The sequence below is a fragment of the Tenacibaculum amylolyticum genome (genome assembly GCF_964511145.1).
Classification (GTDB): Bacteria; Bacteroidota; Bacteroidia; order Flavobacteriales; family Flavobacteriaceae; genus Polaribacter; species Polaribacter amylolyticum.
Window position 1 is genome coordinate 48,267 of sequence record NZ_CAZEFZ010000077.1, and the last position, 26,135, is coordinate 74,401.

At 30.4% G+C, this 26,135-nt stretch carries 23 protein-coding genes; 14 read left to right on the forward strand and 9 right to left on the reverse strand.

The window, feature by feature from the left end; all coding sequences use genetic code 11:
• Positions 1 to 19: 19 nt before the first annotated feature.
• From ACKTTC_RS19730 to ACKTTC_RS19740, 3 genes are all read left to right on the forward strand, one after another.
• The gene (locus tag ACKTTC_RS19730) at positions 20 to 3,220 is read left to right on the forward strand and encodes a S41 family peptidase (protein WP_408041590.1); all 3,201 of its coding nucleotides are present in this window, start codon (positions 20 to 22) and stop codon (positions 3,218 to 3,220) included.
• Between the two features lie 74 nt (positions 3,221 to 3,294).
• A complete protein-coding gene (gene recQ, locus ACKTTC_RS19735) occupies positions 3,295 to 5,397 on the forward strand; it encodes a DNA helicase RecQ (protein ID WP_408041591.1) in 2,103 nt (700 codons plus the stop codon).
• A 102-nt stretch (positions 5,398 to 5,499) separates the two neighbouring features.
• Positions 5,500 to 6,492 carry a redoxin domain-containing protein gene (locus tag ACKTTC_RS19740; RefSeq protein WP_408041592.1) on the forward strand — a complete coding sequence of 331 codons (993 nt, stop codon included), beginning with the start codon at positions 5,500 to 5,502 and terminating at the stop codon, positions 6,490 to 6,492.
• Positions 6,493 to 6,574: 82 nt separating this feature from the next.
• Here ACKTTC_RS19740 and ACKTTC_RS19745 read toward each other — a convergent pair whose 3' ends face one another.
• Positions 6,575 to 7,195, reverse strand: a complete 621-nt coding sequence (locus tag ACKTTC_RS19745; protein ID WP_408041593.1) for a hypothetical protein — start codon at positions 7,193 to 7,195, stop codon at positions 6,575 to 6,577.
• Entirely contained in the window at positions 7,179 to 7,661 is a 483-nt protein-coding gene (locus ACKTTC_RS19750) for an RNA polymerase sigma factor (RefSeq protein WP_408041594.1), read from the reverse strand. The genes ACKTTC_RS19745 and ACKTTC_RS19750 overlap by 17 nt, the downstream gene beginning before the upstream one ends.
• Positions 7,662 to 7,783: 122 nt before the next feature.
• Here ACKTTC_RS19750 and ACKTTC_RS19755 point away from each other — a divergent pair, with 122 nt between their 5' ends.
• The 6 genes from ACKTTC_RS19755 to ACKTTC_RS19780 are packed head-to-tail and all read left to right on the forward strand — an operon-like array spanning position 7,784 to position 11,607.
• The gene (locus ACKTTC_RS19755) at positions 7,784 to 8,293 is read left to right on the forward strand and encodes a GbsR/MarR family transcriptional regulator (RefSeq protein ID WP_408041595.1); all 510 of its coding nucleotides are present in this window, start codon (positions 7,784 to 7,786) and stop codon (positions 8,291 to 8,293) included.
• 44 nt (positions 8,294 to 8,337) lie between these two features.
• Positions 8,338 to 8,685 carry a hypothetical protein gene (locus ACKTTC_RS19760; protein ID WP_408041596.1) on the forward strand — a complete coding sequence of 116 codons (348 nt, stop codon included), beginning with the start codon at positions 8,338 to 8,340 and terminating at the stop codon, positions 8,683 to 8,685.
• Complete coding sequence (locus ACKTTC_RS19765; protein ID WP_408041597.1) at positions 8,669 to 9,490, forward strand: thiol-disulfide oxidoreductase DCC family protein; 822 nt, start codon at positions 8,669 to 8,671, stop codon at positions 9,488 to 9,490. The genes ACKTTC_RS19760 and ACKTTC_RS19765 overlap by 17 nt, the downstream gene beginning before the upstream one ends.
• 32 nt (positions 9,491 to 9,522) lie before the next feature.
• Positions 9,523 to 10,416: a TIGR01777 family oxidoreductase gene (locus tag ACKTTC_RS19770; RefSeq protein WP_408041598.1), complete on the forward strand. Its 894-nt coding sequence runs from the start codon at positions 9,523 to 9,525 to the stop codon at positions 10,414 to 10,416.
• A gap of 3 nt (positions 10,417 to 10,419) precedes the next feature.
• Entirely contained in the window at positions 10,420 to 10,893 is a 474-nt protein-coding gene (locus tag ACKTTC_RS19775; protein WP_408041599.1) for an SRPBCC family protein, read from the forward strand.
• A gap of 6 nt (positions 10,894 to 10,899) precedes the next feature.
• Entirely contained in the window at positions 10,900 to 11,607 is a 708-nt protein-coding gene (locus ACKTTC_RS19780; RefSeq protein WP_408041600.1) for a YqjF family protein, read from the forward strand.
• Here ACKTTC_RS19780 and ACKTTC_RS19785 read toward each other — a convergent pair.
• The 6 genes from ACKTTC_RS19785 to ACKTTC_RS19810 all read right to left on the reverse strand — a co-directional run bounded on the left by ACKTTC_RS19785 (position 11,600) and on the right by ACKTTC_RS19810 (position 18,882).
• Complete coding sequence (locus ACKTTC_RS19785; protein WP_408041601.1) at positions 11,600 to 12,280, reverse strand: DUF547 domain-containing protein; 681 nt, start codon at positions 12,278 to 12,280, stop codon at positions 11,600 to 11,602. The genes ACKTTC_RS19780 and ACKTTC_RS19785 overlap by 8 nt on opposite strands.
• A 90-nt stretch (positions 12,281 to 12,370) precedes the next feature.
• On the reverse strand, positions 12,371 to 12,856 hold the full coding sequence (locus tag ACKTTC_RS19790) for a nuclear transport factor 2 family protein (RefSeq protein ID WP_408041602.1): 486 nt from the start codon (positions 12,854 to 12,856) through the stop codon (positions 12,371 to 12,373).
• Positions 12,857 to 12,933: 77 nt separating this feature from the next.
• Positions 12,934 to 13,557, reverse strand: coding sequence for a TonB-dependent receptor (locus ACKTTC_RS19795; RefSeq protein WP_408041603.1), 624 nt, complete (start codon positions 13,555 to 13,557; stop codon positions 12,934 to 12,936).
• Positions 13,558 to 13,730: 173 nt separating this feature from the next.
• On the reverse strand, positions 13,731 to 13,931 hold the full coding sequence (locus tag ACKTTC_RS19800) for a hypothetical protein (RefSeq protein ID WP_408041604.1): 201 nt from the start codon (positions 13,929 to 13,931) through the stop codon (positions 13,731 to 13,733).
• A 195-nt stretch (positions 13,932 to 14,126) separates the two neighbouring features.
• Complete coding sequence (locus ACKTTC_RS19805; protein WP_408041605.1) at positions 14,127 to 15,182, reverse strand: hypothetical protein; 1,056 nt, start codon at positions 15,180 to 15,182, stop codon at positions 14,127 to 14,129.
• Positions 15,183 to 15,441: 259 nt separating this feature from the next.
• Positions 15,442 to 18,882, reverse strand: coding sequence for a methylmalonyl-CoA mutase family protein (locus ACKTTC_RS19810; protein ID WP_408041606.1), 3,441 nt, complete (start codon positions 18,880 to 18,882; stop codon positions 15,442 to 15,444).
• Positions 18,883 to 19,114: 232 nt separating this feature from the next.
• Here ACKTTC_RS19810 and ACKTTC_RS19815 point away from each other — a divergent pair, with 232 nt between their 5' ends.
• The 5 genes from ACKTTC_RS19815 (at position 19,115) to ACKTTC_RS19835 (ending at position 24,815) form a co-directional block, all read left to right on the forward strand.
• Positions 19,115 to 20,218, forward strand: a complete 1,104-nt coding sequence (locus tag ACKTTC_RS19815) for a helix-turn-helix domain-containing protein (RefSeq protein WP_408041607.1) — start codon at positions 19,115 to 19,117, stop codon at positions 20,216 to 20,218.
• A gap of 114 nt (positions 20,219 to 20,332) precedes the next feature.
• A complete protein-coding gene (locus ACKTTC_RS19820; RefSeq protein WP_408041608.1) occupies positions 20,333 to 20,713 on the forward strand; it encodes a hypothetical protein in 381 nt (126 codons plus the stop codon).
• Between the two features lie 116 nt (positions 20,714 to 20,829).
• On the forward strand, positions 20,830 to 21,678 hold the full coding sequence (locus ACKTTC_RS19825) for a sterol desaturase family protein (protein WP_408041609.1): 849 nt from the start codon (positions 20,830 to 20,832) through the stop codon (positions 21,676 to 21,678).
• Positions 21,679 to 21,690: 12 nt separating this feature from the next.
• A complete protein-coding gene (locus ACKTTC_RS19830; RefSeq protein WP_408041610.1) occupies positions 21,691 to 24,198 on the forward strand; it encodes a DUF5686 and carboxypeptidase-like regulatory domain-containing protein in 2,508 nt (835 codons plus the stop codon).
• A gap of 2 nt (positions 24,199 to 24,200) precedes the next feature.
• Positions 24,201 to 24,815, forward strand: a complete 615-nt coding sequence (locus tag ACKTTC_RS19835; RefSeq protein WP_408041611.1) for a DUF6134 family protein — start codon at positions 24,201 to 24,203, stop codon at positions 24,813 to 24,815.
• Positions 24,816 to 25,243: 428 nt separating this feature from the next.
• On the opposite strand, the gene ACKTTC_RS19840 is transcribed toward ACKTTC_RS19835, so the two are convergent.
• A complete protein-coding gene (locus ACKTTC_RS19840) occupies positions 25,244 to 26,128 on the reverse strand; it encodes a DUF2911 domain-containing protein (RefSeq protein WP_408041612.1) in 885 nt (294 codons plus the stop codon).
• Positions 26,129 to 26,135: the final 7 nt, after the last annotated feature.

The window sequence follows — 26,135 nt, forward strand, 5'->3', positions numbered from 1 at the left end:
AAACTTTAAATTCGTTGTTATGAAATCTAAAACAATGAATCTGAAAAAATTACTATCACTAGTATTACTCGTTTTTCTAGGTAATACGGTAGTACAAGCACAACTAATTCGTAAACCTGCAATAAGTCCAAATGCTAATGAAATGGCATTTAGTTATTATGGAGATATCTGGGTATACAATTTCAATACAAAACAATCTAAAAGATTAACTATTCATAAAGGGTACGAAAGCGATCCTGTTTGGAATAAAGACGGAAGAGAATTAGCTTTTTCTTCTGATAGAAAAGGGAATACAAATGTATTTATTACTTCTGCTCAAGGAGGAGTTCCTAAACAATTAACTTATTATCCAACTACAAATACTCCAACTTCTTGGACAGGAAACGGAGATGTTGTTTTTACAACGCGCCGTGTATATTCTGGACCAGAATGGGATTCACAAATTTATACAGTTAATGAAAAAGGTGGAACTCCAAAACGTTTGATAAATGCTTATGGAGCAATGGCCTCAGTTTCTCCAAATGGAAAATTAGTAGCATTTGTAAAAGGAGCTTGTAGAACTGCACGTGAAGACTATTCAGGGTCTGCACAAAGAGATGTGTGGATTTATAACAAAGAAACAGATCAATATCACCAAGTTACTACAAGTAATAAAAACGATCATTCACCTGTGTGGGATGCAACTGGAAATTTATATTATGTAGGTGCAGCCAGTGGTAGATACAATATCTATAAACAAAAAATTAACAGTAATGGAGTAGCTGAAGGAAACAGTGAAAAATTAACGAACTTAAATAAAAATGGTGTTCGCACTTTTTCTGTTAGCAACAATGGTACAATTGTGTATACTTCTGGAGTAGATATTTATAAACTTGAAAATGGAAAAGCTGAAAAAATAGTATTGAATATTATTTCAGATAATAGAACAAGCGTAGAAGAAACAAAAACAACAACAAGAAGCGTAGGAAGTTTTTCTATTTCACCAAATGGAAAATTAGCAGCATTAGCTATTGATGGGGAGGTTTTTGTGAAGCCAAATAATAAAGAAAAAAAGAGAGCTAATAATGTAAGTAAAGATGCATTTAGCGATAAAAATACAGGTTGGTTAGATGACAAAACTGTAGTATTCTTATCAGATAGAGATGGAATGTTTCAATTATACAAGGCTACATCTGCAGATGATAGAGTTGGAATTGAAAGATCGTTAAAAATTAAATCTGAAAAGTTAACGAGCGAAAAAGAAGATATTCAGAATTTTAAGATTTCGCCAGATCAGAAAAAGATCGCTTACCAAGTAGGAAGAGGTAAATTAATTATTGCCGATATTAAAGATGGAAAACTAAAAAACAAAGAAGTTTTTGTAGATAGTTGGGCACCAGCACAAGGAGTTACTTGGAGTCCAGATAGCAAATATATTGCATACTCACAGTCTGATTTAAATTTCGATACTGAAATATTCATTCAACCAATAGCTGATAAAAGCAAGAAAATGAATGTAAGTATGCACCCTAGAAGTGATATGAACCCTGTTTGGAGTCCAGATGGTAAAAAACTAGCTTTCTTATCAAACAGAAATGATATTAATTATGATGTTTGGATGGTTTGGTTACAAAAAGAAGATTGGGAAAAATCGAAACTAGACCACGAAGAGGGAGATTACTACAAAGAAGATGAAAAAAAGAAAGACGATAAAGGCGATAAGAAGAAAGACAAAGCAAAAGGAAAAAAGCCTAAGAAGAAAGCTGTAGTAGTAAAGATAGATGAAGACAGAATTTTTGATAGATTAGTACAGGTAACTTCATTATCAGACGATGAATTTAGCTTAGCATTTAGTAACGATAGCGATTTTATTTACTATTCTGCTACAGACCCATCAACAAAACGTAGAAACTTATATAAAATAAAATGGGATGGTTCTAAGCCTAAAGCTGTAAAAGGAACAGGAAGAGCAGGAAGATTTTCACTACAAAACGGAAAACTTTATTTTGTGGCTGGAGGAACTTTAAAAGAACTAAATACAAAATCAGATAAAGTTACTGCATTACCACACTCAGCAACGTATACTAAAAATAAGAAAAAAGAATACGAGCAAGTTTTTGATGAAGGAATTCGTGTATTAACTGCTGGTTTTTACGATCCAGATTTCCACGGATATGATTGGAAAGGATTGGTGAAAACATATAGACCTTGGGTATTATCTGCAACTACAGATCAAGATTATTCGTACATGTTCAATTTGTTATTAGGACAGTTGAATGCGAGTCATATGGGATATAGAAATTTCTTACCTCCAAATCCGTCAGACAAAGTTGGATTACTTGGATTAGAAGTAGCAGACACAAAAGATGGAGCGAAAGTAGACTATATATTACCAAATTCAGTTTCAGATAAATCAAAAAGCAAATTAAACCAAGGAGATGTTATTACACATGTTAATGGTATTGAAGTTGGTAAAGACAAAAACTTTTACAGTTTACTAAGAAATACAGCAAATACTGAAACATTATTAACATTAAAATCAGGTAAAGAAGTTGTATTAAGACCAGAAACTAATTTAAGAAGAAAACAATACGAAGAATGGGTACGTTCTAGAAAAGAATTAGTAGATAAATATTCTAATGGAGAATTAGGGTATATCCATATTCAAGGAATGAACCAGCCAAGTTTTGAGCGTTTCGAAAGAGAATTAAAAGCAAGCGGATACGGAAAGAAAGGTATTGTAATAGATGTACGTTATAATGGAGGTGGATGGACTACAGATAGATTAATGGCAGTATTAAATGTAAAGCAACATGCATACACAGTTCCAAGAGGAGCAGCAAAGTCATTAAAAGATCATAAAAAATTCGGAAAGAATTATCCATTCAATGAGCGTGCTATTTTATCGGTTAATACAAAACCAGTAGTAGCTTTATGTAATGAAAATAGTTATTCTAATGCAGAAATTTTTTCACATGCATTTAAAAACTTAGGATTAGGAAAGCTAGTTGGTCAGCCAACTTTTGGAGCCGTAATTTCCACAGGAGGAGCAGGATTACAAAATGGATTTATTCGCATGCCTTTTAGAGCATGGTATGTAAAAGAATCTGGAAAAAACATGGAAAATGAAGCACCAGCAGTTCCAGATTATCTTGTAAAAAATGCACCAGGATGGAAAGATAGAGGAGAAGATGCACAACTTAAAAAAGCAGTTGATGTATTACTAGACGAACTTAAATAAAAGCAAAAGGAAAATATTATTTAAAAAAGCGAAGTTGTAAAAACCTTCGCTTTTTTTATGCTTATTTTTGTGAGATGAAGGTTACGGAATTAGAATTGTTAGAAAAATTAAAAGTAAATTTTGGTTATGATAGTTTTCGATTAAATCAACAAGAAATCATAACTAATATTTTAGAAAAGAAAGACACGTTGGTAATTATGCCAACTGGAGGAGGAAAGTCTATTTGCTATCAATTACCTGCATTATTTTTTGAAGGAATAACATTGGTCATTTCACCGTTAATCGCCTTGATGAAAGATCAAGTAGATAGTTTAAAAGCTAATGGAATACCTGCAATGTTTTATAATAGCACTCAATCTAAAGAAGAACAAGATTTAGTATTTAATGCAATTGCAGAAAAAACAATTAAACTATTATATGTAGCACCAGAAAGCTTACCCTTTTTACAAAATATTTTAAATCAAACCTATGTAAGTTGTGTAGCTATAGATGAAGCACATTGTATTTCATCTTGGGGACACGATTTTAGACCTTCCTACAAACAGCTAGCATTTCTAAAGAAAACATTGCCAGAAGTTCCGGTGGTAGCCTTAACAGCTACGGCAGATAAAGCTACTCAAGAAGATATAATAAAACAATTAGCAATTCCTTCGGCTATAAGATTTATCAATTCTTTCAATAGAGAAAATATTAGCCTAGAAGTTCGTCCTGGAAACGAACGTATAAAACAAATTATATCTTTTATTAAAGAGCACCCTAACGAATCTGGAATTATTTATTGTTTGAGTAGAAAAGCTACTGAGCAATTAACTAGAAAGTTACAGCAGCAACAAATCGATGCTCGAGCATATCATGCAGGTTTAGCCGTAGAAGAACGATCGAAAACACAAGAAGCTTTTGTCAGAGATGATGTGCAGATTATTTGTGCGACGGTTGCCTTTGGAATGGGAATCGATAAATCGAATGTACGTTGGGTAATTCATTACAATATGCCTAAAAATATTGAAGGTTATTATCAGGAAATAGGACGTTCAGGTAGAGATGGATTGCCAGCAAAAGCATTGCTATTTCATAGTTATGCAGATGTCATTCAATTACGTCAGTTTATAGAAAATACTACAAATAAAGAAGTACAAGAAGCAAAGTTAGATCGGATGAAGCAATTTGCGGAAGCTACGGTTTGTAGGAGAAAAATTTTACTGAGTTATTTTGGAGAATTGATAGAAGAAAACTGTGGTAATTGCGATGTATGTAAAAACCCTCCACAATTTTTTGACGGAACTGTTATAGCACAAAAAGCCTTGTCAGCTATTTATAGATTACAAGGAAAAGAAGCTATGGGAACGGTAATTGACGTTTTGCGAGGAGCACAAAATGCGACAGTTTTAGATAAACAATACAATACTTTAAAAACGTATGGCGTTGGAAAAGAAATTTCATGGAAAGATTGGCAACATTATATGGTACAATTAGTGAATCAAGGTTTTTGTCAAATAGCTTTTCACTTAAATAATGCATTACAGTTAACCGATTTTTCTAGTAAAGTATTATTTAAAGGAGAAAAAGTAGAGTTAACAACCCCAGTAGCAGTCAAAAAAGAAGAGAAGAGAACTGTTACCAAGTTGACAAAAAGTACTGCTAAAGACAGTTTATTTGAGCGTTTAAGAGCTTTGCGTTATAGAATTGCTACAGAAGAAGATATTGCAGCTTATTTAGTGTTTAACGATGCAACCTTAAAAGAAATAGAAAGAGAACGTCCACAATCAGATGAAGAATTTTTAGCAATTAGTGGAGTAGGACAGCGTAAATTAGAAGTGTATGGAGGGGAGTTTATGGAAGAGATAAAAAACTTCTTACAAGAGAAAAAAAGAAAAAAGAAAGATACGGTAGTAGAAACCTATAAGTTGTATAGTCAAGGTTTGACAGTAGAAGAAATAGCAGAAGCAAGAGGATTGAAAGCACCAACTATATTTTCACACTTATCTAAATTATATTTAGAAGGTAAGGACATTAATCTCGATGAATTTACAACACCAGAAACAATAAAATTGGTAGCAAATGCTAAAAAAGTATTGAATAATGAAACTGCATTAAAACCGTATTTTGAATTTTTAGGAGAAAAAGTTCCATATGAACAAATTCGAGTTGCATTAACTATTTTACAAAAGAAACGATAGAAAACTTAAAGAATATTAATAATCATTTAACAGAGCGTATTTTGTCTTTAAAATATATTAGCAACTTTAGTGTTTAAAATAATAAATCAAAACCAAATACATATGAAAAGGATAATACTAGCCTTAATAACTTTATCAATTATTTCGTGTAATAAAGAGCCAAAAAAAGGATTTTACCTTGAAGGGAAAACAAAAGGAATTCCAGATGGTTCTTACGTATACATAGATTATGAAAATAAAACATTAGACTCTACAAAAGTTGAAAACAATACTTTTAAGTTTAACACAAAATTGCCAATAACGCCAATGCATCTTTGGCTTCATGATAAAGATTTTTCAAACTATAGAGCGTTTTGGGCGGCAAATAATAAAATGACTTTCGATGCTACTAATAGTGATTTTAGAAATGCAATTATCACAGGATCTGAAGTAGAATTACTAAGTCAAGAGTTATATAAAGGAACAGATTCGCTTACAAGAGAGCAGATGTTAAAAAAGGAAACTAAATTCGTTAAAGAACATCCAAATAGTATTCTTAGTGCAAATATTCTTTCAGTATATGCAACTACTTTTGGTAGAGATAAAACGAAAGAGTTATTTGACCCTTTTTCAGAAGAAAATAAGCAAACTCAATATGGACAAAAGATAAATAAGTACTTAGAATTAAATAAAAATCCTAAAGTTGGAGAGCAGTTTGTCGATTTTGAAATGATGAATAAAAATGGAGAATTAATAAAACTTTCAGCTAATAAAGGAAAAGTAACACTTCTTGAATTTTGGGCTTCTTGGTGCCAACCTTGCCGAGAAGAAAATCCTAATCTTGTAAAAACTTACAGTGAGTTTCATCCAAAAGGTTTCGAAATTTTTGCAGTTTCTCTAGATATGAATAAAGAAGTTTGGTTAGAAACTATAGATGCTGATGGTTTAGCTTGGGAACATGTAAGTGATTTAAAAGGACAAGAAAATGAAGCTTCTCTAATTTATGGAATAAATAGTGTTCCTGATAATTTTTTAATTGATGAAAATGGAAAGATTATTGGGCGAAATTTAAGAGGAGACGCATTAAGAGAAAAGTTAAGCGAAGTGTTACAGTAAAAACGATATTATAGCTTTTTACTATAACAACAAAAAAAGCAACCACAAAGATCTATAAATTAGATTTTTGTGGTTTGTTGTTTTATGATTTTTTCAAGGCTTCCATTTCAGTTATAATATCATCTAGTTTTGAAATTAATGTGCCGTATAAAATTTTAGTTGAAATAACGTAGACTACTGTGCAAATCATAGAAATGGTAATTGCCATAAGTAAACCAACACCTAAAACTTGTAAAAAAGAAGCTTCATCAGGAATGAATCCAGCTAAAAAACTCTTTTCTTTAATGGTGTAAGCAAGTGCAAAAATAGACATTACAGCTATAGGTAAACCAAACATAAAAAGCTTACGAGTAGAAATCATTATAGAGCTTATAATACTGCGATAATTCTTTAAATAAGTTAAATTATCAGATTTTATATCGATAGATTTAAACCTGCTTAATAAGTTTCGGTTAAAAAAATACAAGCTAAAAATTAGAAAAGCACCGTATAAACCGATAATGAATTCAGAAAAAATAGCCATTCCTACTAAAACTACAATTCCCATTGGAAGTAATCCTTTGTTGTCAATTTCGTAAGTACGTTTAATTCTGTTAATAATCGATTTCGATTTTTTATTATACAAGTCATTTATTTTTGGAGCGATCAAAGATTGTTCATTAATAAAAGACTCATTCCATATTTTTTCAATTGATTTTTCCATCTAATATTGTTTTTAATTGTTTTTTAATTCTATTTACACGAACAGCAATGTTGTTTGGAGAAGTACCAATAACTTCTGCAATTTCTTTATTTGGATTTTCTTCTAAATACATTAAAATAATAGCTCTGTCTAGATCAGATAATTGTTTAATTGCACTATATAAAATCTGTAAATTTTCATTTTGAAAAGCTGTATTGTCTTCAGAAATTTCTATTACTTGATATGTTGTAACATCCTTACGGTTGTTTTTTTTAGCTAGCGTTAAACAAACGTTTAAAGTAATTCGGTAAATCCAAGTAGACCATTTCGAGCGCTCTTGAAATGCATCTTTACTTTTCCAAATTTGCAAACAAGCCTCTTGATAGAAATCTTCAAAATCTTCCTGAGTGTCTGTATAAGCTCTACAGATTTTGATAATAATACCAGCATGAGGTAAAATTGATGTCGTGTAAAAATCGTTACTCAAAATTGATAGTTTATCTAATTAGTAAATCGAGAATTTAAAATATTACAAGCATTTGAAAAAAAATAAAATATAGAATTTTCAAAAATTATTGAAAGTTTTAAAAATATTTATATATTTGTCACATGGAATTAGAATTCGCTAAAATAAAATATATACACACATGGGGAAGTTTAGCCACAACTTGGGGCGTAAACAAAACTATGGCGCAAGTACATGCTTTATTATTAGTGTCTAATGAACCACTGTCTGCAGACGATATTATGAAAACATTAAAAATCTCTAGAGGTAATGTAAATATGAATGTACGTGCATTAATAGACTGGGGAATCGTTAGAAAAGAAATTATTGTTGGAGAGCGAAAAGAGTTTTTTGTTGCAGATAAAGATATTTGGGAATTATTTAAACAAATTACTAGAGAAAGGAAAAAGAGAGAAATAGAACCTGTACTAAAAGTATTAGATGAATTAAAAGAAGAGGTTAAAGAAGACAATTCAGAAGAAGCAGAGCAGTTTAAAAAATTAATGGATGATTTATCTTCAGTAACAACTACGGTGAATAAGATTTTAGAAAAAGCAGTGAAAGCAGATGAACACTGGTTGTTATCGAATTTTACAAAATTGATTAAGAAATAAAAAAATTTAAATATAAACTTTCAATAATTTCTGAAACTATGAAAATGATAAGAATTTTAAGTTTGTCAAATAGGTTACTGCTAATAGCAACGATTAGTCTCTATGCTACTATTATTTTTGGATTGTATGCGCAAGTATTATTAGGAGGATATCAGGTATTAGCTGCTCTTTTATTGATTTTTCTTTGGAAAAATTATGGCAAGAAAGAAAAGAATATGTTAATAATTTATTGGGGAATTACACTTGTTTATGGAATACTTTCTATCATAGGGAACTTCTCAATGAATGGTTTTTGGGGCATATTATTTTGGATTATAATACCAATATCAATTGCTGTTTATTTCACGTATGTATTAGAAATTATAAAGAAAAGCTATGGAAACATTAAGTAATCATACATTGTTATACGATAAAGATTGTCCGCTTTGTGAAGCCTACACAAAAGGTTTTATTAAAACTAAAATGCTAGATGAAGAAGGAAGAAAACCTTTTGGACAGATTACAGAGCATGAAAGAGAATTTATAGATATGGATAGAGCTACTAATGAAATAGCATTGGTAGATAGAACAAATGAAAAAGTATTGTATGGAATAGATAGTCTATTAAAAATTATAGGTTATTCATATCCACTAATTGAAAAAATAGGAAATAAACGTTTTATAAATACAGGTTTAAGAAAACTATATGCTTTTATATCGTATAATAGGAAAGTAATCATAGCTTCTAAATTAGAAGAAAAAGAAGCACTTACTTGCATTCCTGATTTTAATTTGACGTATCGTTTTCTGTTCATTCTTATAGCTGCTAGCATTACAGGAATTACATTATTCAGCTTTTCCAATAATATTATTGGATTACAACCTTCAAACTTCGGAAAAGAATTGTTAGTAGCTGTAGGGCAAATTGTATTTCAAACATTATTTATTATTCGAAAAGATATCAATTCTATTATTCATTATGCAGGAAATTTAATGGTCATTTCCCTAATAGGAAGTATCGGTGTGTGGCAAATTATGTTGTTAGATATGATTATTCCGTTACCACAAACATTAATACTTGCTGCTTTTGCAGGAGTGGTAGGACTTATGTTTTTTGAACATAAAAGAAGAATAAAATTATTAGAATTACCCAGTTACTTATCATGGACATGGGTTGCTTATAGAGCATTAGTATTGCTTTTAATATTATATAAATAGTTAAAAATTAGTTGTAATTGAAAACATAAAACATGAAAATCGTTATCGCTGGAGGAACTGGATATTTGGGGAAATTGCTCACCAATCATTTTAAAAAGGAAAAAGAAAATCAAATTTATATTTTGACAAGAGATCAACGGTTAAACTATAAAAACGTACACTATTTACAATGGGATGGGATTTCTAAAGGGTATTGGACAGCATTACTTGAAAATACAGATGTATTAATCAACCTAACTGGTAAATCTGTAAACTGTATTTATAATCATAAGAATAGAGAGGAAATTTATAATAGCAGGTTACAAAGCACTTCGTTACTATGCGAAGTTGTCCAAAACTTACAATCGCCACCTAACGTATTTATCCAGTCTTCTTCAGCAACGATTTACAAACACTCTGAAAAAGAATTAATGACAGAAACCAATGGAGAAATAGGAATAGATTTCTCCATGGATGTCTGTAAGAAATGGGAAGAAATTTTTAATTCATATGAACTTCCTAAAACCAAAAAGATTATAACTAGAACTGCTATTGTTTTAGGGAAAAACGGAGGAGCTTTCCCAATAATGAAACGAATGACGCAATTAGGATTAGGAGGAAAACAAGGAAAAGGAAATCAATTTGTTAGTTGGATTACAGAAGAGGATTATGTAAGAAGTATTGAGTTTTTACTTACAAAAGAAAGTGGTATTTATAATGTATGTGTGCCTAATCCCATTAAAAACAAAGAGTTTCAGAAACAATTAAGACGCAAATTGAAAATACCTTTTGGTATACCATCATCAATTTGGATGTTAAAAGCAGGAGCAAAATTGATAAGCACAGAAACAGAATTGTTATTGAAAAGTAGAAATGTATATCCAGAAAAACTATTGCAAAAAGGATTTAAGTTTCAAACAAATACATTTTCAGAATTTAAATTATAAAGTATGCCAACAATTATCTTATTTACCAAAATAAAAGCAGCTAGAAAATTAGTTTTTGATTTATCTAGAAGTATTGAGTTACATAAAATATCAACTGCAAAAACTAATGAAAAAGCAATTGCTGGAAAAACTAAAGGATTAATAACAACAGGGGAAACCGTTACTTGGCGAGCAAAACATTTGGGGTTTTATCAGAATTTTACTTCTAAAGTAATAGGTTGCAGAACTTCAGAATATTTTGCAGATGAAATGGTGTCTGGTGCGTTTAAAAGTTTTAAACATGAACACTTTTTCTTTGATGAGAATGGACAAACAGTTTTAGTAGATGTTATGGAATATGTTTCTCCATTAGGAATTATAGGAAAATTGATAGATCGTTTATTTTTGAAAAAATATATGACAGGTTTCCTAAAAATCAGAAACAAAACAATTAAGCAATTTGCAGAGAGTGATGAATGGAAATATGTTTTAAAATAGAAAATCATGAGTTTTTTAACTGCAGAATGGAGAAAGTTAATTATGGTAAATTATACCATAGATCCAAAAGTATTAGCTCCCTATGTACCTCAGGGAACTATATTAGATTCTTTTGAAGGAAAGTGTTATGTAAGTTTGATCGGATTTATGTTTGTAAACACAAAACTTTTAGGAATTAAAGTGCCATTCCATGTGAATTTTGAAGAGGTAAACCTTAGATTCTATGTAAAACGATTAGAAGATGGAAAAGAAAAACGAGGCGTAGTTTTTATTAAAGAAATTGTACCAAAAGCAGCAATAACTTTTGTAGCGAATACATTTTATAAAGAGAAGTATGAAACTTTAAAAATGAAACACGAATGGCAAAAAGTACAGGATGATTTAGCAATAGCATATCAATGGAAAAAGAATGGTATTTGGAACCATATAAAAGTAATTGCAGAAAACCAACAAATTGCTATGGAGCAACATTCTGAAGTTGAATTTATTGCAGAACACTATTGGGGATTTTCTAAAAATAGTGAAACGAAAACAACAATGTATGAAGTACAACACCCTAAGTGGAACTATTACCCTGTAAAAGAATCAACGATAAATGTTGATTTTAATGCAACTTATGGAAATAATTTTGCCTTTTTAAATAAACAAAAACCTACATCAGTATTTTTATTAGAAGGTTCAGAAATTTCAGTAGAAAATAAAACGATTATTTGAAGTTAAATAAATGTTCTTTCCAAGAATAGGTTTGAAACACGATTTTATAATCTGAAATATCTTTACCTAACTGAGATTTATAAATTTTACGGATGCCTTTAAAACTTCCAAAGTCACCTAAATACCAATGAAATAAACGAGTTACTGCTACTGTTTTTTGTTGCTCGTTAAATATGGTGTTATCCATTAAAAAAGCTTGTGTTGCTATGTTTAATTGAGTATCTAGTTCTTCAGCATTGTAAAAAGCAATTGGAGGACAGCTTTCTGCACCACAATTCAAAGCAAAATGAATACGATAATCTATGGCGTTAACCGCTAGTTGTTTAATTCGTCTAGAAGCAAATAAGTTTCCTAAAAAACCACGAGAAAATTTATAACGATACTTTCTTAAAATTCCATGTTCAATGTCATCTAAACTAAATAGAACTCCCGCAATATTGATTAACTTTTTACTATAGATATCAGATTTTGAAATTTTTTTTTCAACTCTAAGAATTAAGAAATATGCATTGTAACAATTAATCCAAAAAGCTTTTTTTTGAGAATCCGTATGCAAAAACTCTTGCAGTCTTTTGAATGGAATATGTTCCATTTCTGATAAAAGGTGTGTAGTATCCTCCTGTTTTTTTACAGCTAACAATAATTTTTCTGAAAGTTCCCCAAATGTATGCATCGTGATTTAAAACTATTACATGAATGAATGCATAAAGTCTTTAAAAAGAAGATAGCCTTACATAAATCAAGTGATAACTAAGAGGAATCGCTATTTTATTTTTCCATCATGAAAAGCTGCTCTTTTCCAATTTCCTGATTCGTAAATCCAAATATTTGTTACTCTGTAACTATTTTCTGTTAGTGTATTATCTTTCTTTGTTATTACTGTTACTTTACCTGTAACAATGGCGCTATTACCATGGAAAATAGTTTTTATTTCATCCATTTTATAAGATAAAACTTGAATATCACCAGATTGAATTTGTGCTGCTCTTTTATGCAAATAATTTAACCAATTTTCCTTTCTAATAGCTTTTGAACTACTATTTGTGTGAATATAATCTGAAGTAATCATATTAGCTAATGTAGTTACATCACCTTTTTGAAAAGCAGTGTTGAATTTATTTATAGAAGTGAGTAAAGCTGCTTTAGATTTTTCATCTAAGGAAATAGAGTCATTATTGGTACTAGAACAACTGAAAAAATAAAATGCAATCGCAATATAAGTTACAAATAAAAAGGCACTTTTTTTCATTTCTTTAGATAAGTTAATCATAAATAAAAAAGCCTTGTATTTTTATAACAAGGCTTTTTAGTAATATTTTTTTATTGTTAGTATGTATAAATTTCAATAACACCATTTCCTCCTCTAGAACCATATTTCGAAGCATCTGGCCCCTTTAGTACCACTACAGATTTTATAGTAGTAGGAACAATGTTTTCTAATAGCTCTTGATCTATTGCATTATTATTAAGAACAAATAGGGGAGTTGTACTTCCATTAACACTATTATAGCCCCTAATATTAATAATATTATTCATACTAACATTCACACCAGGAACTTGGCCTCTTAAATAATCATAAAAATCTCTGTACTGGATAGCTTTAATATTCTTTTGTATAGGTGTGCCAGAAATTTTAAAATCATTATTACTTTTTAAGGTAATTTCTACTTTATCACTACCGTTGTATTTCACTTTGCTAATTCCTATTCTTTGAGAGAATGCACTAATTTCTTTCGGTGCTTCTGTAAACTTTGTTTTGAAGACGCCTTTGGCATTCGTCCATCTCTTTTGCCTTACATTATCAAATAAAATAACGGCACCAGAAACTGGTTTATTTTTAGTGTCTTTAACTACAATGGTAATTTTTTTCTCTGATTGCGCATGAATTTGCGTAGTAAATGAAGAGAAAAATAAACTTACAATTAACATTAAAATGTAACTCTTCTTCATACGATTGGGATTTAAAATTAGTTCACTAATATACGATATAAAACAATAAAAACTGATATTTCAAGGGTAATTAACTGTTAAATAGTGTGTTAAAGTCTTTTGTTTGAAATGAAAAATCCTGAGTAAATTACTCAGGATAATAAGTTTAGTTGCTAAGGTTAGTTGTGTGTTTGTTATATATTGTTTTCTAGCTTGTACTTTTTTACATAAGCTTTTAGTCCATAACCAACTCCAAAACCAAATGCTAAACCAGTAAGAATACCTAAAATTAAGCCTACTGGAAGATTACCAGTTAAAGTTCCGAAATTTACTCCTAAAGAGGCTCCTAAGCCTGTTGCGAAGATTAAACTAAAGATAAAATATTTACTGCTCATTATTTATTTGCTTTTGCATATAAGAAGAGTAATAAATGTTTTTGTTACAATGAGTTATGAGTTTTTTTGTTTTTTAACAGTATTTAACAAAAATAGAGTGTGATATGGATGTAATAAGGTGTAATTTTCTGAATTTCTTAATTTTTTAACGTATAAGGCTTGAAAAATAACTGTAATTATAGTTAACGAATACCTTTATTGTCGCCAAGAAATTTCTAACATAACTTGAGGGTAATCTATACTTGTACCATTTAAGAAACATTGCAAAAAATCACCTTCATCAAAATCAACATTAATAGTAGTACTATGAGCTCCTTGGCTATTATTTACAGTAATAGAAGTAACAACCGCAGTAGCATCATTTTTTCTAATTTGTACAGTATAAGTTTGATTGGCATTTCCTTGTACAGAAATAGCTGTAATAGTACCATCTCGTATCATACGCCATCCAGTATTATTAGATTGAGCACCATTAATTTGACGTAAATATTCGTTGGTTGTATTAGCACTATTTCTTCCCCAAAAAACATTAAAACGATCTACACTTAACCATTTAGTTCTAGTAGGATCATAAGCATATAATAAACCATCGTTGGCAACAAAAAATTCGCCTGAATTTGTTCCAGTTGGAGTCGTAGTATTAGGTCTTAAGCGTAAAGGAACATTTGTTGTACTATTAATATCTACATAAGCACCAGGAGAATCTGTATTAACTCCTACAAACCCATTGTCTCTTCTAATATTAAAAGTTTGATCAAACCATGCTCCGCCAAAATTTCTAGTAATATAAAAATGATCAGTATTTCTTCTTCCGAATGCAAAGCGAGGCTGTCCGTTATTTTCAAACGTAAACGTATTAAAACCTCCATCTGTATCATTAAAATTAATATCAGGTTCTGTTCCTTCTACACGAATAATACCAATACCATCTGCAAGGTCTCTTACAATATGCAAAGGACTAGTTGGTAGTGGTTGATTTAAACCTATAAACCCATTGCTTTGTCGAATTCTTAAATTTTCTGTATTGTTGGTTCTAAAAATTAGATCTTGGGTAGTAGTTGTGCCTAAAAATGAAGTGCTTGTGGCATCAGAATTTCCATTTAATAACCAGCCAGCACCACTTATTCCTTCCCATGCAGTACCATTAAACATAAATATTCTGTTCTCTTCAGCATTATAAAGAATTGCGCCATTACTAGCTCCGGTAATACTATTCATTTCTACATTGGTAGTAGCAGTGGGTAATCCCATAACAGAATTTGCATCTAATTGACTATAAGTCTTAAAGATGCATATTAAGCAAATAAAGAGTGTTATTTTTTTATGTATTGGGGGCATAATAATTGAATAATGGAACATCAAATATAAGAAAAATGGAAGTTTGTTAGTTATTAATAGATAACTGAATAGAAAAAATACTCTAACAGCAAAAAGTATAAATCGTATAAAAACAGAAAACCCCATTACAATGTTTGTAATGAGGTTTTTTATAAGGTTGTATAAATATAAATTACATATTTCTTCTATACTGTCCACCAACTTCAAATAAAGCGGAAGTAATTTGACCTAAAGAACAAACTTTAGTCGCTTCCATTAAACGTTCAAAAATATTTTCGTTTTGAACAGCAGCATTTTGAATTTTTGAAATTTCTGATGCTACTTTTTCTTTATTAGCTTTGTTTAAGTTTTCTTTAGTTTTAATTTGGAATTGTTTTTCCTCTTCTGTTGCACGAATTACTTCTTGCGGTGTAACAGTAGGTGAACCTTTCGAGCTTAAAAAGGTATTTACTCCAATAATAGGGAATTCACCAGTATGTTTTAACGTTTCGTAATACAAACTTTCTTCTTGAATTTTAGAACGCTGATACATTGTTTCCATGGCTCCTAATACGCCACCACGCTCAGTAATTCTATCAAATTCTGTTAATACAGCTTCTTCAACTAAATCAGTTAACTCTTCAATAATAAAAGAACCTTGAATTGGATTTTCGTTCTTAGCTAACCCTAATTCTTTATTAATAATTAACTGAATTGCCATGGCTCTACGAACACTTTCTTCAGTTGGTGTTGTAATAGCTTCATCGTACGCATTCGTGTGTAATGAGTTACAGTTGTCATAGATAGCATATAAGGCTTGTAACGTCGTTCTAATATCGTTAAAATCAATTTCCTGTGCGTGTAAAGAACGTCCAGAAGTTTGAATATGATATTTCAACATTTGCGCACGAGGATTAGCTCCGTATTTATATTTTAATGCTTTTGCCCAAATTTTACGAGCTACACGACCAATTACTGCATATTCAGGGTCGATACCATTTGAGAAGAAGAACGATAAGTTTGGACCAAACTTATTAATATCCATTCCTCTAGATAAATAATATTCTACATAGGTAAATCCGTTCGCTAAGGTTAACGCTAATTGTGTAATTGGGTTAGCACCAGCTTCTGCAATATGATATCCTGAAATAGAAACTGAATAAAAATTTCTAACATTTTTCTCAATAAAGTATTCCTGAACATCTCCCATTAAACGCAATGCAAATTCTGTAGAGAAAATACAAGTGTTTTGCGCCTGATCTTCTTTTAAAATATCTGCTTGAACTGTACCTCTAACTTGCGCTAACGTATTGGCTTTAATTTCAGCATATATGTCAGCAGGTAAAATTTGATCACCAGTAACTCCTAATAATAATAAACCTAATCCATCATTTCCTTCAGGTAAGTCACCATTATATTTAGGACGATCTAATCCTTTATCATCATATAACTCTTTTAGTTTCGCTTCTACCTGTGCTTCTAAACCGTGTTCTTTTATATATTTCTCACAGTTTTGATCGATAGCGGCATTCATAAAGAATCCTAATAGCATAGGAGCTGGACCATTAATAGTCATAGAAACAGAAGTCATGGCATGACTTAAATCGAAACCAGAATATAATTTCTTAGCATCGTCTAAACAGCAAATAGAAACTCCAGCATTTCCAATTTTACCATAAATATCAGGTCTGTGTCCAGGGTCATTACCATATAATGTAACCGAATCAAAAGCAGTAGATAAACGTTTTGCTGGCATTCCTAAACTTACATAGTGGAAACGTCTGTTAGTACGCTCTGGTCCACCTTCTCCAGCAAACATCCTTGTAGGGTCTTCTCCAGTTCTTTTGAATGGATATAATCCAGATGCATAAGGGAATTCTCCAGGAACATTTTCTTGTAAATTCCAACGTAACAAATCTCCCCAAGCTTTATATTTTGGTAAAGCAACTTTAGGAATATCAGAATGAGATAAAGATTTGGTATGTGTTTCAATCTTAATCTCCTTATCTCTTACTTTAAATGTATAGATAGGGTCTTTATATTTTTTAACTTTTGTTGCCCAGTTTAAAATAATCTCCCAGTTATGAGGGTCTAAATTTAACTTTACTTTGTCAAATTGATCAAATAATAATTTAGCAAATGGTTGCTCTTCTTCTTGTATTTGTTTTAAAATCTCGTCTTGATCAATTCCATTTTTAGTAAGAAAAGACTCTTTTACTTCGTTTGGAATTACAGATAAAATTGTTTGATAAATACCATATAATTTCTGAGCTACTTTTTCTTGTGCATCTACTTTCTTATCATAAGCTCTATTGTTTTCTGCAATTTCAGATAAATAACGTGTTCTAGCAGGCGGAATTACAAATATCTTTTCAGACATTTCTTTTGTAATCTCAAAAGTAGATTGTAAATCAGCGCCAGTTTTCTCCACAATTTTATCCATAATCGCTTTGTATAGCGAATTCATTCCAGGATCGTTAAATTGTGAAGCAATCGTACCAAATACAGGCATTTCATCCATAGGAATATCCCATAAATTATTATTACGCATGTATTGCTTCTTTACATCTCGTAAGGCATCTAAAGCACCTCTTTTATCAAATTTGTTAATGGCTACTAAATCAGCAAAATCAAGCATGTCAATTTTTTCTAACTGAGTAGCTGCTCCAAATTCAGGCGTCATTACATATAATGAAGTATCAGAGTGCTCTATAATTTCGGTATCCGATTGTCCAATACCAGAAGTTTCTAAAATAATTAAATCAAATTCAGCAGCTTTTAAAACTTCTACAGCTTCATTTACATATTTAGATAATGCTAAGTTAGATTGACGTGTAGCTAATGAACGCATATAAACTCTAGAATTATTAATAGCATTCATACGAATACGATCTCCTAATAAGGCCCCTCCAGTTTTTCTTTTCGATGGATCTACAGAAATTAAACCAATCGTTTTTTCTGGAAAATCAATTAAGAATCTTCGTACCAATTCATCTACTAAACTAGATTTACCTGCACCACCAGTACCAGTAATTCCTAAAACAGGTGTTGTTGACTTTTCATTTTTTTTATGGATGGTATCCATCGTTTTTTTAGAAACTTCAGGAAAGTTTTCTGCAGAAGAAATAATTCTAGCAATACTTCCTGTTTCTTTATTTGATAAATGATCAACTTCTCCATTTAATACATCACCAATAGCAAAATCAGATCGCTGCACTAAATCATTAATCATTCCTTGTAGTCCCATTTCTCTTCCGTCGTCGGGAGAGTAAATACGAGTAATTCCATAATCCATTAGTTCTTTAATTTCTTCTGGAAGAATTACTCCACCACCACCACCAAAAATTTTGATGTGACTTGCTCCTTTTTCTTTAAGCAAGTCGTACATATATTTAAAATATTCGTTATGACCTCCTTGGTATGAAGTCATTGCAATTGCATTTGCATCTTCTTGAATAGCACAGTTTACTACTTCTTCTACACTTCTATCATGACCTAAATGAATTACTTCTACACCAGTAGATTGAATAATTCGACGCATAATATTAATCGCTGCATCATGCCCATCAAAAAGAGAAGCAGCAGTCACTATTCTTACTTTATGTTTGGGTTTATAAGGTGCTATTTGTTCCATTCGTAAATTCAGTTGTTTTATTTAGGTGCAATTTACGGATTTCTTAAAAAATAGAACGAATTGTTGAAGATTATAAATAGTTAAAGAAGTTGTATTTTTCGCACTTAAATACGAGTTTAATGTTTTGAAGCGAAGTTTTTTCAATATTGAAGTAATAAAAATTTAATATACTTCGTTTCTGTAACAAAATTATCAGCAGTAGGTCTGATAGTAAATTTAAATATAACTTTTGTTGGAAACTATAGACGCTTTAGCATTATTTTTAGATTTGTTATCTGCTTTTTCGGGCATAACAATTGGAATCCTTTTTTTTACATTAAAAATTAGAGATCAGAAAGGGAATATTTATTTAGCGCTTTTCATTTTAAGTTTATCTATAGGTTTTTTAGAAGATTTTTTCGATGATGAAAAATTAGGCACATTATCAGAAACAATTAATATAGGAATAGAAACAGATTTGTTTATTATACCTTCTATTTTTCTATATGTTTTAACAATAGCTAGAAAAAGAATATCTTATGCTTGGTTGTTATTATATCTACCAGGTATTTTATTCAATTTTATTGATTTTACAGATTCTGATGCAGATGAAATTATTCAAGGTTTAACTTATGTACTACTAAACGGTACATTGTTGTTTTTCTCATTTAAGGTTTTAAATAGATTTAAGGCGAGACTTAAAAATTACTATTCTTATACTGAGGATAAAAATATTTCATGGGTTAAAGTAATTATGGTAGCTGCTGTTTTTATCCATCTATATCTGTTTTTTGGAGGAATTATATATGTAATTTCTGATAGTGAAGCTTGGGTAACCGTTTCAGATTTGATTTTAAGTTCACTTACATTTTTTATTGTGTATTGGGTGGGTTATAATGGATTCCAACAAATAGGGTATATAAATGAAGTTTCCAATGCTGTTGCAGTTGTTGATGTGGCAGATAAAGCTGAAAATTGTATTACTGATGAACAATTATCTAGATATAAATGTTGTTGTGATGAAATTGTAAAAGAAAAATATTTTATCAATCCAGATTTAACATTAAAGTTACTTTCAAAATCATTATCAATTAAAGAAAGAGAACTGTCTGAACTGATTAATTCATGCTCGAAAAAGAACTTTCAGATGTTTATAAATGAATTCCGAGTAAAGGAATTCAAGAAATTACTTAATTCGGACAAAATTCTACATTATTCTATTTTAGGACTAGCTAAAGAAGCTGGTTTTTCTTCAAAATCAACGTTTTACAAGGTGTTTAAGCAGGTTGAAGGAATTACGCCAAGTGAGTTTAAAAGACAATTAAAAGGTCCAAATTCATGTTCTAGGACTACTTAAATTGGGATTTCATTAAAGCACTCTATTTCTTTGCTGAGTCGTTTTTTGCCATAATTAAGAAGAGGGAGGTAAAAAAGGCATATGTAAATGTTTAAGCAAAAAAAGTAAAGGAATATGCAAAGGATTATTATCACTATCGTATTAATTTTAGTAGGAAACGTGGCTTTATTTAGCCAAGAAATTTCAAAAGATATTTTTGGAAAATGGAAATTAAAAGTAGTTGAAGCTGCAGGAGAAAAAGCAACTCCACAAGAAGTTTTTGGAATTTCAGAAGCTTACCAAGTATATGAAAAACCAAATAAATTTACTGGATTTTTAGGAGAGAAAGTACAGGGAACTTTCAAAGTTAAAGGCAAAGAAATTGAAATAACAATCAATAAAGAAACTGCAAAATTAAAAGTTAAGAGCTTTAATGTAACAACAATGCAAATACAAATAGAAGAGCCTGAAGCTCCAGGTGGCTATATTACGTTACATTATAGTAAAGAAAAATAAACGAGTAATCGTTATATGCGTTGAATTACAAATTTACTAAGTAATTTAAGGCTATTTGATACCTACAACTAACCCCACTTTTCAAACAGGTATTCATTTTAAATCATTAAAACTTTATGTTATCATTTTTTGAGAACCCTTTGGTGCTACAATTAGTAGCATATGCAGTTATTATAATTACATTTTGGGCCTTAGAAGTAAGCTTTCACGCTGAACGTCCAATAGAAAAAGCAAAACACTCTTTATTAAATGCAAAGTTTATATTCTTTGTATTACCAGTACAAATTGGAATTTCTACTATTGTTTTTATGGTAGCAAATTGGACAGAGAATACTGGTTGGGGTTTGATAAATTTATTGCCTATTGAAAAACACACGGTATTACACTTTATCATCGCATTTATAGCTATTGACTTCTTTGATTATTGGTATCATGTATTTATGCACAGAGTTCCTTTTTTATGGAGGTTTCATCAAGTACATCATAGCGATATGGATGTTGATATTTCTACAACTGTAAGAGAACATCCTGGAGAAACTACTGTAAGAGTAAGTTATCTAGTTTTAGTGGTATTTATCTTAGGAGTTCCAGTAGAATTCTTGTTATTGAAGCAATTTATTCAAAGTTTTATAAACTTAACGTCACACTCTAAAGTTAAACTTCCTGAAAAAGTTAACAAAATTGTTTCTTGGATTGTAGTAACACCAAATACACATCATATTCATCATCATTACGTATTGCCTTATACCGATAGTAATTATGGAGATATTTTAACCATATGGGATCGTTTGTTCAATACGTTCACCCACATGAAACAAACAGATATTGTTCATGGTATCGATACGAATATGAACGAATCTGAAAACAAAGATTTTAAAGATTTAATTACCCGTCCTTTCGATAATGAAAGAACTCATTCAACTAATCCAATATATAGCAAGCAAAGTTTAAAAACGGTTAAATAAAGCAGAGAGAAGATGAAGAAATATTGGAGCGTAGTCATTTTTTTATGCTACGGAGTTCATTTTTATGGACAAACTAAAGTAAGTGGTAAAGTAAAAGATGAATTAGGAGAACCATTGCCTTTTGTAAATGTTTATTTTAAAGGATCTAATGTAGGTACCACAACAAATGACGAAGGAGAATTTTATTTGCAAAGTAATCATAGTTTTTCTGAGTTAATTATAGATCTTTTAGGTTTTGAAAATAAGCTTGTAAAGTTGAGTGGAAAGAACGTGCCGATTAATGTGGTTTTAAAAGAAGAAAGTGCCACATTAGAGGAAGTTGTTATTGTAACGAAACCTAAAAAGAGGCTTAAAAAGAAAGATAATCCTGCTTATAGAATATTAAAAGAAGTATGGAAGAGGAAAAAGAAAAATGGATTATTGCAAGTAGAAAACTATCAATATGACAGGTATACTTCTAAAGAATTAGGATTTGGAAATATGGATAGCCTTTTTGTGAAAAAAGTATTGAAAAATAAATACAAAGAACAAGAAGACAATCTAACCAAAAACTATGATAATGATACATATTATCTACCAATTGAACTTATTGAAAAAGTAGAGAAGGTATATGGGAATAATATCTTACACAAGAAAAGAGTAGACATTGAAGGTGAACGAAAAGTAGGGATTCATCAATTAGGAAAATATGTAAACAGAGCAGTAACTGTATTTAACAATATAAATGTATACAATGAAGATATTCAAATTTTAGACAAAACATTTGTAAGTCCAATTGCAGAAAAAGGATTTGGAAGTTACGATTATGTATTGTCAGACAGTACTGTTACAGATGATAAAAAAGAATATACAATACATTTCTTCCCAAGACAAAAAGGAGATTTAGTTTTTGAAGGATATTTTAAAATAGCAGACAAAAGCTTTGCTTTAACAGCTATTGATATGAAAATATTAAAAGAAGTAAATCTGAACTTTGTAAGAGACTTAGCAATCCGTAAAACATTTCTTTTAAAGAACGATTCTATTTATTTACCTAAAACAAACGAATATAAAGGAGAGTTTACTTTTTTAACAAAAGACAATAAGGAAAAAAGTATCTATTTAACAAAAAAGGAAAAGTTTACCAAGTATGTATTTGATATAGCAAGACCAGCGTCTTTTTATGAGAATGGATTAGTGCAAACTTCAGGGAATCAATTCAAAAAAGACGATGCTTATTGGAACGTAAAGCAAGGAGCATCAGAAAAGAAGGTGTTTAACTTAGTAAAAAAGGTTAAGAAAAGTAGTAAAATCAAAAGAATCACAGGGGTAATTTATACGATTTCAGATGGATACTTTACACCTATTTCTGGATTACAATTAGGAAATATTTTTACTACAACAGCTAGAAATGATGTTGAAGGACTTCGATTAAGATTAGGTTTTAGAACATTTAAAACAATAAACGATCGTTTTAAACTACAAGGATATGGAGCCTACGGAATAAAAGACAAAAAGTTTAAATACGGATTAGAAGCTAGATATTTAGTGTCTACAAAACCTAGAGTTACTGTTGGGGCTGCATATATGAATGATGTAGAACAAATGGGCTTTACTAGGTTTAACGAAAGAAATTTGATTCCCCAACCAGATAAAGGACCCAAAGCGGTATTTGTAAGAGGACAAAACTTTTTCCTTTCACGAGTTAAAAAAACAATGTTCCGGTTTGATGTAGAGGTAGCTAAAAATTTAAATGTAGGAGTTAAGTTAGGACATGAACGAATAGTATCTGCGGCACCAGAAAGATTCTCACTAGACTTTTTTAATAGAAAAAAGAATAGGATAGAAAGCGTAACTAAAGATGTGTATTCAGATGTATATGTAAGTTATCAACCAGGTAGAGAGCTAAAAGGTTTTGGAGTCGATAGAATTATTGGTCCAAAATTACACCCTAAGCTATTGGTAAATTACAAAAAGGCTTATAGAGGTGTTTTTGGAGGAAATGTAGATTATAGTAAACTATCGGTATTGTATAATCATCCAATTCAAGTTGGAAAATTTGGAGTTTTTGATCCAACACTAATCATGTCGAAAACATTTGGAAGAGTGCTATTATCAGTTATTACAGCAGCACCTTCAAATCAAACATATTTCTTAACACCAAATACTTTTGCACTTTTAGATTATTACGATTATGTAACAGATCGTTCTATTGAAGGACATTTTGAACAACATTTTAATGGACTTATCATGAATAGAATTCCATTAATAAAAAAATTTGGATTAAGAAGTTTATTAACATTTAGAGCTGTATATGGAAGTATTTCTGAACGTAATAAAGAAATAAATAGATCAACAATACAATACGTAGCACCTAATAGAAAACCATATTTCGAATATGGATTTGGATTTGAGAATATTGGTTATGGAAACTTAAGACCATTACGAGTAGATTTTATTTGGAGAAGCGACTTTAAGAATGTAAATGGTCCTGTAAGTCCAAGTTTTGGAGTAAGAGTAGGATTTAAAACATCATTTTAATTATGAGAAAACAATCAATAATAATTTGTGCAATACTTTTTTGTTGTGCAAAATTAATAGGACAAACATATGAATATGATGTGCTTGTTTTTGGAAAAAAAATAGGAACTGTAATAGCACAAAGAACTGTTGAAGGAGATGAGGTTACATATACCTCTAATTCTAAATCAGAAGTTTCTTTCTTTGGGAAAAAGACAATTTTAACTAAGATGAAAACTATTTATAAAAATGACATATTGAATTATAGTTTTTATGAAGTTAAAAAGAACGGTAAAATAAAAGAGAAGTCAGTTATAAATAGTAAAAACGGAAACTATATTATAGATACCGATGGAAAAACAACAGTACATGACGCTCCTGTAAAATTAAGTACTATTATGTTAACCTATTACAAACCAAAAAACGGTGATAAAGTATTTGAAGAGGTAGGAGGTTATTACAAAGAAATAAAGCAAGTAAATGCAAACACATTTGATTTGATAAGCCCAGAAAGCAGGCATAAAGATTCTTACATTTATAATGAAGTAGGCGTATTGGAGCAATGTATTGTAAGAAAAACACTGTTTAACTTTAAAATGATTTTGAGAGATACTGAAAGTTTAACTGCTAAAAAGTAGATCATATCTATACAGATAGTAGTTATTTGGGGATTCTAAGGTGGGAGGGAGGCTTCCACCTTTTTTATTTTACGAGAAGAAAGAACTATAAATAAGAAATGAACATCCAAAAAGATCTTTTCTTCAAATAGTCCATATCTTTTTCGTGCGTGTAAGCTTCTCTTTCAAAACTAATATTTTTATATGCGGAATAAATATTTCGATACTTTATAAACTTAATAAACCATTCTATTCCATAGAAAATATAGAAGAAAACTATAAATAATTCTAGTTGTTGCTTTAGATGAATACGTTCATGATTAAGTAGAACACTATCATTTTTAAATTTTTGAGATTTCAAAAAAATAAAAGGGAATAGCGTAATGTCAACATAGCCTTTAGGAACAATATACTTAGAAACGATAATCATTACTTTTGAGATGAACTATTTACTTCCCCCAGTTGTTTATTGCATTTTCTATTTTGTTTTCCCATTCAGGATTTGAGAATCCTTTCCAAAGATTTTTCTTAGCCTGAATTGCAGCTGCTACAGCTCCTTTTTTATCTCCCATAGCTAACAATATTTCACCTTTAAGAAAGTGAGTGTAAAAAGCAGTATTTCCTGTATCTATGGCTTTTTGGATATAAGTTAAAGCCTTTTCATAGTTTTTATCTTCTAAAAATAAATATTCACTAGCTAAATAATATTTATATCCAATTGCTCTTTCGTTTAACCCTAAAGCATTCACATAATTCTTTTCAATCTCTTTTCGATGTTTGTTACTGATCGTTATTGGGATTCTAACTCTTGAATTTTCCCATTGAATATATAATTCTCCTTTATTTAATGAAGTGTTTAAAAAACCAATTGTAAAAGTTTCGGTAAATTCTGGAGCTTTTTCAACTGGAAAGTTAAACTCATAAACATTATTTTCGGGTTTATAAGTGTATTGCCCCCAACCATTCGTGTCTTTATTTAAAAAGATAGTCCAGTTTTTTTGGCTTGGAATAGCGTATAGTGCGTATTGACCCTTTGGAATAGTATCGCCTTTTATAACATATTCGTTTTGAAAATCAATTACAGTTTGATAATCAGCGCCAAGTCTCCATATTTTCCCATATTGTAAAAGCCCACCGAAAATTTTCCTTTTTTTTACATTGGGCCTACCGTAATTAATTTTTATAAAGTCAAGTCCTATTTTTTGAGAAACTTCAGCTCTTTGGCTTGTTGTAGGTCTATTGAATCTTCCTAAATCACTTTTAACAGGATCAATTTGCGATTGTACAGAAAAGTAAAACCCGAAGATAATCAAGAATGAAAATGCTGCTTTCATAGTTATG